Origin of the sequence: Yersinia similis (genome assembly GCF_001053095.1) — a bacterium.
GTDB lineage: Bacteria > Pseudomonadota > Gammaproteobacteria > Enterobacterales > Enterobacteriaceae > Yersinia > Yersinia similis.
Window position 1 is genome coordinate 1 of record NZ_CGBP01000052.1, and the last position, 9,952, is coordinate 9,952.

Below are 9,952 nucleotides of genomic sequence, written 5' to 3' on the forward strand. Positions count from 1 at the left end.
GACGCTGAATCTGGACGATATTGCTCTGTTTAATCATGCATTGACCGGTAACGGCTTGCTGAATGTGGCGAAAAACGATGCCAGCACCGCGTTTGACTTTGGTACAACCGTGGGCGGGGCCTTCACCGGCACGGTCAACCTGAACAATGCTACTTTTGATTTAAGCGGTAATAACACCACGGCATTGGCCCAGGCCACGTTGAAATTATCCAGCGGTAACCTGACCTCGGTGGGTAACGGTGTGCAGAATATCGGCGCATTAGCGATGAATGGTGGCACGTTGCTGTTTAACGATATTGTTGATAATTCAGGCATTATCACTTCAGATGGGACGATTGCGGCTAATAGTATCGATACTACGGGGGGCGGTGAAGTTCGGGTTAATTTGCCGAACAATCTGGCACCAAGTCTGGATGGGCTATCGGTGATGGAACTGGATGAAGGCGAAATCATTGTCACTCTGGCAACCGGGACGGCGACAGGGACAGGCCATGAGTTGATGTTGACGGATGAGAATGGTGATCCGATAAACGCGATCACTTATCAGGGGATCCATAACGCCGGCAGTGCCTCTCCAGCCGCCACTGGTTCGTTTAATTACGGTATGACCACTGGCGAGGGTTATGATGGCCTGTATGTCAATTACGGTCTGACCGCGTTAGAGCTGTTAAGCTCGGGCAGTGATGCGTTGGTATTGACCGCCACCTTGGCGAATAACGGGACTCAATCTAACGATCTTTCAGCTCAAATCACGGGGAGCGGTGATCTGGCCTTTGCGTCTGCTAATGATGGCAGCACGGCATCCTTATCTAATAGCACCAATAGCTATACCGGTACCACTTGGGTCTCTTCAGGTAATTTACGTCTGGATGCCGATTCAGCACTGGGGCAAACCTCCTTGCTGGCGATGAGTACCGCCACTCATGTTGATCTCAACGGTACCCAGCAGGTGGTGGGTGAGTTAGCCACCGAAGGGGGCAGTACACTGGATCTCAACGACGGTAAGTTAACCGTAACGGGGGGAGGCCAAATTGATGGTGCATTGACTGGCGGCGGCGAATTGGTACTGAGTGGTGGTTTGCTGAATGTCTCTTATGGTAACGCTGGCTTTACTGGTAGTACTGATATTGCCAATGGCGCGGTGGCACACCTGTCTCAGGCGCAGGGGCTAGGGAACGGCACCATTAATAACAACGGCACACTGCATCTGGATAATACCATCGGGACACTGTTTAACGCTTTGACCGGTAGTGATGGCGAGGTATTACTAAGTAACAATGCCAGTGTTCAATTGGCCGGTGATAACAGCGGTTACTCTGGTCTGTTTACTAATCAGGCCGGGAGTATTCTCATTGCCAATAGTGCCGAGCATTTAGGTGGCAGCAGCATCGCCAATAGCGGTGCGTTGATCCTGGATACCGGTTCAGTCTGGGACTTAACCAATGCCATCAGCGGTACAGGTACCTTGGTGAAGCGTGGCAGCGGAACGGTAAAAATTGAGGGTGATACCGTCAGTGCGGATCTCACCACGATTGAAGAGGGTTTACTGCAATTGGGCAGTTCGGCGGTTACCCACTTACTTTCGGTGGAAGAGTCCCTGCAAGAGGATGCATTGCTGGTATCCGTCGCATCGAATATGGCAAATCTGACCAGTAACGTACTGATTACCGCTAACGGCTCCTTAGGGGGATATGGTCAGGTGACCGGTAATGTTGAAAACCATGGCGACCTGATTATGCCAAATGCCTTAACGGGCGGGGATTTTGGCACCTTCACCATTGATGGTAATTATACCGGTGATGAGGGGATGATCACCTTCAATACTATCCTGGCCGGAGATACATCGGTAACGGATAGACTGGTTATTACCGGGAATACCGCAGGGCAAAGTTATGTCACGGTAAACAATATTGGGGGAGTTGGGGCGCGGACCTTTGAAGGCATCAAAATTATCGATGTCGGTGGTGATTCTGCCGGGCAGTTTATCCTGAACGGGCGGGCTGTTGGCGGCGCTTATGAGTACTTCTTGTATCAAGGTGGGGCCAGCACTCCAGATGACGGTAACTGGTATCTGCGTACTCAGGCAGACGACCGCCGCCCTGAACCGGCGAGCTACACTGCTAACCTGGCGGCAGCCAACAATATGTTCGTTACCAGTTTGGCGGATAGAATGGGTGAGACGCTGTATACCGATGTCTTTACCGGTGAGCAGAAGACCACCAGCCTGTGGCTGCGTAACGAAGGTAGCCATAATCGCTCCCGTGACGATAGCGGTGAGTTGCAAACTCAGGACAACCGTTATGTGATGCAACTTGGTGGCGATGTGGCGCAATGGAGCCGCAATGCGCAGGACCTGTGGCGTGTTGGGGTGATGGCGGGCTATGCCAATAGCAGCAGTTCTACCGTGGCACAGGTTGCCGGCTACCGTTCTACTGGCTCGGTGGATGGCTACAGCGTGGGGATCTATGGTTCATGGCTTGCCGACAATACCGATGACACTGGCGTGTATGTTGATTCTTGGGTGCAATACAGTTGGTTTGACAACCGCGTTAGCGGGCAGGATTTAGCCACTGAGAAATATGACTCAAAAGGCTTTACCGCATCAGTCGAAGGGGGCTATGCCTTCAAGGTTGGCGAAAGTGTTAACCAGAGCTACTTTATTCAGCCAAAAGCACAGATGGTGTGGATGGGCGTAAAAGCTGATGACCATACAGAAACCAATGGTACGGTTATCTCTGGTGACGGTAATGGCAATATCCAGACGCGACTCGGGGCGAAGGCCTTTATCAATCCAAGTGATAAAGCCAAAGCCAGTGGCCCGGCATTTAAGCCTTTTGTTGAAGCCAATTGGATCCATAATACCAAAGATTTTGGCACGACATTAGACGGTGTCACGGTGAAACAAGCCGGGACGGCAAATATTGCGGAGCTGAAACTGGGCGTTGATGGGCAGATAAATAACCAACTGAATCTTTGGGGCAATATCGGCCAGCAAGTGGGTAATAAAGGCTACAGCGAAACCAGCGTGGTGTTAGGCGTTAAATATAATTTCTGATTTTATCGTCAGGTAATTAACGACTAACGACATGATGGTGATCAACGGCGCATATTGCAGGACAGAATATGCGCCGTTTTTTATGGGGTAACGGGCCGTACAGTATTAAGGCGAGATTAGATATTCCACTGACTATCTAATAAGGAGATGGCTCCTTTGGCAGAGAGAACCTCATGAGTCAGGGCCATATCGATCTCCCCCATTATCTCATTGAAGATTTTTTTGCCAGAATCGCGGTTAGCATCTTCATCGCCCGTCATCTTACTATCCCTGTTTTGATGCGGGGTAGTAAATCTGTGGACCCTGATAATGCGGGTCAGTTTGGATATGCTGTAGTTCCTGCAGTGCTCCGGCAGAAAGAGGGTTACCTTCCAAGAGAAGTTCGCAGTTTTGGGGCAGACGTGCCAGGTCGGGAAGTTGGGAAAATTGATTATATTCAGCGCTGATACAGCTTAAGCTACGAGGTAAATTTTCCGGTAGTGCGGTGAGGCTATTGCACAATACCATTAAAAATGACAGAGAGGCAGGCAATGTCTCAGGGAGTTGTGTGAATTGATTACTGGTCACACTTAGCGTTAATAGTGATGTCGGCAATGTATCGGGCAATGTGCGCAGTTGATTATAATCCGCATACAGTTCTGTCAAGGTGTTCGGCAGTGTAGGCAGTTCAGTTAATTCACAGTCTGCAATGTTAAGATACTTCAGATTCGAAGGCCAGTTGTTTGGGAATTGCAGTGACGGATTATCGCTAACATTTAATGTCTCGAGACTCTCTGGCAGGTTCTCGGGGAGCCGTTCGAGTTTATTCGAGGTCACATATAGAGATAATAGATGTTCAGGTAATGTATCGGGTAATGTACGCAGTTGATTACAGATTGCCATCAACCTTTGCAGGTTGTTTGGCAAAGTAGGCAACTCAGTGATGTTATTGTTCGATATGTACAGTTCGTTACACGGTGGTAGGGTATCTGGCAATGACGTCAAATCAAGGTTATGCAGATTGAGTCTATCGGCATTGTTATCCAAACACTCTTTCATTCTCGCTACGGCCTGGCCCCGTTGTTCACCAGCAACAGTTCTTGGATCATTTTCCCACTTTTCCCATATTGCATAATAGTCAGCCTGAGTTAAGGCTGTTGCTGCTGCCCGGTCAGAATGGATTTCACGGTCTGGCCCTATGTTCGGCATTGGCGTGTTCGAGGTTATATTTGGTAGATTCATTGTATTAAAACAGCTCCCTTAATAAGTCTTAGAGGCGTTATTTTGGCGGATAAATAACAGGGGATACATAAGGTCTACTACTGGTATTTTCAGCTAATTTACTGGCCTGAATTAGCCAAAAGAGCGGGGGGAGGGGGGAGATGAATGACCTATCTACGGCGCATATTGCAGGACAGAATATGCACCGTTTTTTATGGGATAACAGGCCGTACAGTATTAAGGCGAGATTAGATATTCCACTGACTATCTAATAAGGAGAGTGCATTTTTGTCGGAGAGAACCTCAAGAGTCAGGGCCATGTCGATCTTCCTCATGATTCATGACTGCTTTTTGCAAAGAGGATTACCTTATAAGATAATTTCACAATTTGGGTGCAGACGGGCCAGGTCGGAAAGTTGGGGTAATTGATTATATTCAGCGCTGATACACCTTAAGCTACGAGGTAAATTTTCCGGTAGTGCTGTGAGCCTATTGCTCGGTATCAGTAAAGATGACAGAAGGGCGGGCAATGTTTCGGGGAGTTGTGTGAGTTGATTAGCGGCTACATTTAAACTTAACAGCGATATTGGCAATGTCTCGGGCAATGTGCGCAGTTGATTACCATACGCCTCCAGTTTTTTCAAACTGTTCGGCAGTGTAGGCAGTTCAGCTAAGTTACAGTTTGCAATATCAAGAGACTCCAGAACCGAGGGCCAGCGGTTTGGGAGTTGCAGTGACTCATTATTACCAACGTCTAATTCTTTCAGCCCTTCAGGTAGCGGCTCAGGGAGCCGTTCCAGTTCATTTCTGTACACATTTAGAGATAACAGCGAGGCCGGTAATGTATTCGGTAATGTACGCAGTTGATTAAAAGAAGCATTCAGTTTTTGCAGGTTGTCTGGCAGTGTTGCTGACAACTCAGTTAAATTATTGCCCATGAGATCCAGCTCGTTACACGGCGGCAGAATGTCTGGTAATGAGGTCAAATCAAGCCCATAGAGTTCGAGGTTATCGGCACTGTTTTCCAGGCACTCTTTCATTCTCGCCACTGCCAGGCCCCGCTGTTCATCAGCACCCGTTATCGCCTCGCTTGCCCACTTTTCCCATATTGCATGATAGTCAGCCGAAGTTAAGGCTGTTGCTGCTGCCCGGTCAGAATGGATTTCACGGTCTGGTCCTATGTTCGACATTGACATGTGCGAGGTTATATTTGGTAGATTCATTGTATTAAAACAGCTCCCTTAATAAGTCTTAGAGGCGTTATTTTGGCGGATAAATAACAGGGGATACATAAGGTCTACTACTGGTATTTTCAGCTAATTTACTGGCCTGAATTAGCCAAAAGAGCGGGGGGAGTGGGGAGATGAATGACCTATCTGCGGCGCATATTGCAGAGCAAAATATGCGCCGTTTTTTATGGGGTAACGGGCCGTACAGTATTAAGGCGAGATTAGATATTCCACTGACTATCTAATAAGGAGAGTGCGTTTTTGTCGGAGAGAACCTCAAGAGTCAGGGCCATGTCGATCTTCCTCATGATGTCATCCATGATTCTTTTGCCGACAATGCGGTTGGCATCCACATCGCCCGTCATCCCGTTGGCGGCCAATTCAGCCGCCAGTTTATCTGGGTAAATATTCTCCAGTGCGTGGTGCTGCTTTTCGACCGCAGCAGCATAACGTTCAGGCTCAATACGTTGCACCACGCTTTTCCATGGGGACCATTGTGATAGCCAGTGCGGGCAATATTCTCAAGTTGTTCCAGCCGGAACAGCTCCCGACCACGCGCCATCAGTTCAGGCAACTGTGTGTCATACTCCCCTTTTTCAACTTCATGGGCCATGACCGCCTTTTGCATATGGTTATACGTTAGGGCAACGCGGTCATCACAGGTCTCGGTTGATTCCTGAGCGATAAGAAAGGTCTGCTCACGTAGCGTAGGCGAACCAGCCAGTTGCAACAACCATGCCCCTTCCCTGGGGGCTAGAACCGCGCCCTCCCTGGCGCGGACGCTTTACTCCTCTGCCTATCCTCACCGTTCAAGATTGAGTCATCGGGGTTTGTCAGCAGTCTGAAATGCGGGAGCATTGTCTTCTTGCTCAATGGTTGTCTAACCTTCTGCCAGTTTGTCTTGTTGCTCCGCGGGTAGCCAGGTGGCAATGACGTCACTGAGTTTGTTAATGGGGGATGGACGTTCCTGCTGGGCTTCTTGTGCCAGCCGTATATCCAGCCCCAACTCCACCCATACCTCCCGCTCCCGCTCCCGATCCTGTAGTAGCGCACGTACATTTTCAGGAATAAGACGGGTATATCCCGAACTCCCCCACTGTCCCATATTAATTTGACACGTTAGAGGTAAACTGGTTATAGCTTCAGAAAGCTCAGTGAATCCACAACGTGCGATATCGAGGAATTTCAGCGACGAGGGGAGTGAACTTGTGCCTTGTTGTAACTGAAGATTGTATGAAAGAGCTAAATTCTCCATCCCTTCGGGTAAATTTTGGGGGAATTGTGTGAGTGCATTATCGCCTAAATCTAAAACTAACAGCGAGGCAGGCCACGTATCGGGTAGCGTGTTTATCTGATTATAACTCGCTCTCAATTCTTGCAGATTAGGCGGTAAACTTCCCAACGTAGTGAAGCCACAATGTGTGATACAAAGCTCTTTCAGAGATGAAGGGAGCGAATCTGGCCATTCTTGTAACTGACGATTGCTGGAAACATCCAAATAATCCAAACCCTCGGGCAAATTTTGGGGGAATTGTGTGAGTACATTGTCGCTTAAATCTAAAGAGGACAGCGAGGCGGGCCACGTATCGGGTAGCGTGTTTATCTGATTATAACTCGCTCTCAATTCTTGCAGATTAGGCGGTAAACTTCCCAACGTAGTGAAGCCACAATGTGTGATACAAAGCTCTTTCAGAGATGAAGGGAGCGAATCTGGCCATTCTTGTAACTGATTATTGTATGAAAGAGTTAAATCCTCCATCCCTTCGGGTAAATTTTGGGGGAATTGTGTGAGTGCATTATCGCCTAAATCTAAAACTAACAGCGAGGCGGGCCATATTTCGGGTAATGAGGTCAAACCAAGTTCATCGAGTTCGAGGTCTTCGGCATTATTTTCCAAACACTCTTTCATTCTTGCTACTGCCTGGTCCCGCTGTTCGTTAGCACCAGGTATTGCCTCGCTTGCCCACTTTTCCCATATTGCATGATAGTCAGCCGGAGTTAAGGCTGTTGCTGCTGCCCGGTCAGCATGGATTTCACGGTCTGGATCTATCTTCGGCATTGACACGTGCGAGGTTATATTTGATAACATTGTATTAAAGTCGCTCCATTAATCAGTCTTAGAGGCGTTATTTTGGCTGATAAATAACAGGGGGGGCATAAGGTCTACTACTGGTATTTTTAGCTTACTGGCGGTCTGAGTCAGTTTATCCGAACGGGCTTGTGGGTTGCCGACGAGGTCAATGAAGTGAAGGGATTGGCAGTGATGGCCCCCAGATAGCAGTAATAAATCCAATTATTTTTTAGTTTAATATATCGATAATTAATCATTAAATGGTTTCTATATCCGCGTGTGTTAATTTTTATGGAGTATAATATATTTAATTGGTCTAAATGACAGATTTAATATTTATTGATGATGATAAGGTTAATTAATTTAAATTGACGGTTTAGGATTTTTATTATAAAAAATTATCGCTAAAATATTATATTATTCATTGAGTTACTATACCCAAGTTACGTCGAGATGCAGGTAGGCGGCAGCCGAGCAAATTTCCAGGAGCTTAGATAACTAAGTGACTGGGATGAGCAAGGGCAGTCAGCACCCCTGCAGTTTGAAGGGCGACGGGTATAAATGGATTATTCGCGAGATATTGCTATTCATTAACGGATTTATCAGCTGATTTTCCATTATCCATTGGTTCTATCTTCTCTTACATCCACGCAGTACCTCTACTGAGGCAGGAAATCATCAGTATCTCCTGTTCGTTTTAGCCATGACATTTTTACAAGGGAAAGGACAGAATATGTCAGATGTAAAACCGCAGAACGATCGGCAGACCGGCATATTGAACGCAATTGAGCGTATCGGTAATGCTATGCCAGACATCACCATGCTATTTATTTATGCACTGGGGGTGTGCTGGGCACTCTCCTTTGGATTATCGTTTATCAACTTTGATTATTTCCACCCTCTGACCGGTGAGCAGATTAAAGTTACCAATATGTTGGCTCCGGTTGAACTGGTGACCTTTATTACCACTATGGTCAAAAACTTTATTAACTTCCCACCACTGGCGATCACCATTGTTGCTACTTTGGGGATTGGTATTGCCGAGGGCAGTGGCTTTATTCAGGTGATGTTGAAAAAAATGCTCAACGTCACTCCACAGCGTATTTTAACGCCAGCGGTCGTCTTTATCGGTGTGGTTAGCCATGTCGCCTCTGATTCGGCTTATGTGATCCTGATGCCTGTCGCCGCGATGATGTTCTATGCCAGTGGGCGTCACCCATTAGCCGGTATTGCCGCCGCTTTCGCTGGGTTAGCTGGGGGATTCTCTGCCAGCTATACGCCATCGATTATCGACCCGATTATGCAGGGCTTCACCCAAGGGGCCGCGCACATTATTGACCCAAGCTATAACGTCAATGTGTTGTGTAACTACTTCCTCAGTTTTGGTAGCACCTTTGGCGTGATTTTGGTGTGCTGGTTTATCACCGATAAAATTGTGGAGCCTCGTCTGCTTAAATCGATGCCACTAAATAGCGATCTCAGTGGGTTACATAGCAATAATGAGTTACAGAAGGTCACTCCGCAGGAGAGTAAGGCGTTTAAACGGGCAGGGCTGGTTATGCTGCTGATGTTGATCGGCCTGGCCGCAGCACTCTATCCGGAAAACTCCTTATTACGTTCACCGGATGGCAGCCTGACCCGCCCTGATGCACCGATTATGCAAGCGATTGTGCCACTGCTGTTCTTTATGTTTGCTATTCCAGGCCTGATCTATGGTTTCAGTTCTGGCACCTTTAAAAGTACCAAAGATGTTACTGCTAGCATGGAAAACATTACCCGTTCACTGGTGTCATTCTTGGTCTTTAGCTTCTTCTGCGCCCAGTTCCTCTATTCATTCAGCCACTCTAATATTGGCACGTTAATGGCGATTTCTGGTGCGGACTTCCTGCGTACGCTGGCGATGCCCGCAGGTTTCACGATTTTAGGTGTGATCCTGCTATCTTGTGCGCTGGATATTATTATTACGTCAGCGTCATCCAAATGGTCCATTCTGGCACCGATATTGGTTCCGATGCTGATGGCAGTAGGGATTTCGCCTGAGTTGACCCAAGCCAGCTTCCGCGTTAGCTCAACAGTGAATATTTCGACACCGATGTTTGCCTTCTATCCGCTGATCATTATGTATTGCCGTCAGTATTGCTCGACGACCGGCGTCGGGACGTTATGCGCCATGATGCTGCCTTATACGCTAGGGTTAACGGTGGTATTGACCCTGATGCTGTATCTGTTCTGGGGGCTGGATATTCCATTAGGTTTCCAGAGTGGGTATACGTATCCAGCAACTCAATGACCCCCTTCGGCCTTGACGTTGTAGGGGTGTTAGCTGCGCGCACTCACCCGAATCACTTACTAATGTAAGCTCATCGGGACTCGTTTGCTGGCTGCCTACCTACAACG

At 47.8% G+C, this 9,952-nt stretch carries 4 protein-coding genes and 2 pseudogenes; 2 read left to right on the top strand and 4 right to left on the bottom strand.

Going from position 1 to position 9,952, the window contains the following annotated elements:
- On the top strand, nt 1-3,055 hold a 3,055-nt coding region (locus AC971_RS20800; protein ID WP_156170262.1), incomplete at its 5' end, for an autotransporter outer membrane beta-barrel domain-containing protein.
- A gap of 116 nt (nt 3,056-3,171) precedes the next feature.
- On the opposite strand, the gene AC971_RS24850 is transcribed toward AC971_RS20800, so the two are convergent.
- The 4 genes and pseudogenes from AC971_RS24850 to AC971_RS25855 form a co-directional block, all read right to left on the bottom strand.
- The gene (locus AC971_RS24850) at nt 3,172-3,315 is read right to left on the bottom strand and encodes a hypothetical protein (RefSeq protein ID WP_167330748.1); all 144 of its coding nucleotides are present in this window, start codon (nt 3,313-3,315) and stop codon (nt 3,172-3,174) included.
- A gap of 4 nt (nt 3,316-3,319) precedes the next feature.
- Nucleotides 3,320-4,276 (bottom strand): leucine-rich repeat domain-containing protein, encoded by a 957-nt coding sequence (locus AC971_RS20805; protein WP_025381341.1) that lies wholly within the window; start codon nt 4,274-4,276, stop codon nt 3,320-3,322.
- A 350-nt stretch (nt 4,277-4,626) separates the two neighbouring features.
- Nucleotides 4,627-5,478, bottom strand: a pseudogene (locus AC971_RS20810) (leucine-rich repeat domain-containing protein); the annotation flags it as partial.
- A 227-nt stretch (nt 5,479-5,705) separates the two neighbouring features.
- Nucleotides 5,706-7,573: pseudogene (locus tag AC971_RS25855) on the bottom strand (NEL-type E3 ubiquitin ligase domain-containing protein).
- A gap of 715 nt (nt 7,574-8,288) precedes the next feature.
- Between AC971_RS25855 and AC971_RS20820 the strand changes: the two are divergent.
- Nucleotides 8,289-9,845 carry an AbgT family transporter gene (locus AC971_RS20820; RefSeq protein ID WP_025381339.1) on the top strand — a complete coding sequence of 519 codons (1,557 nt, stop codon included), beginning with the start codon at nt 8,289-8,291 and terminating at the stop codon, nt 9,843-9,845.
- The last annotated feature ends 107 nt before the right edge of the window (nt 9,846-9,952 follow it).

Bases quoted from the DNA above. Each gene is read 5' to 3' on its own strand.
- AC971_RS24850 (WP_167330748.1), bottom strand. From the start codon at position 3,315: ATGACGGGCGATGAAGATGCTAACCGCGATTCTGGCAAAAAAATCTTC.
- AC971_RS20805 (WP_025381341.1), bottom strand. From the start codon at position 4,276: ATGAATCTACCAAATATAACCTCGAACACGCCAATGCCGAACATAGGG.
- AC971_RS20820 (WP_025381339.1), top strand. From the start codon at position 8,289: ATGTCAGATGTAAAACCGCAGAACGATCGGCAGACCGGCATATTGAAC.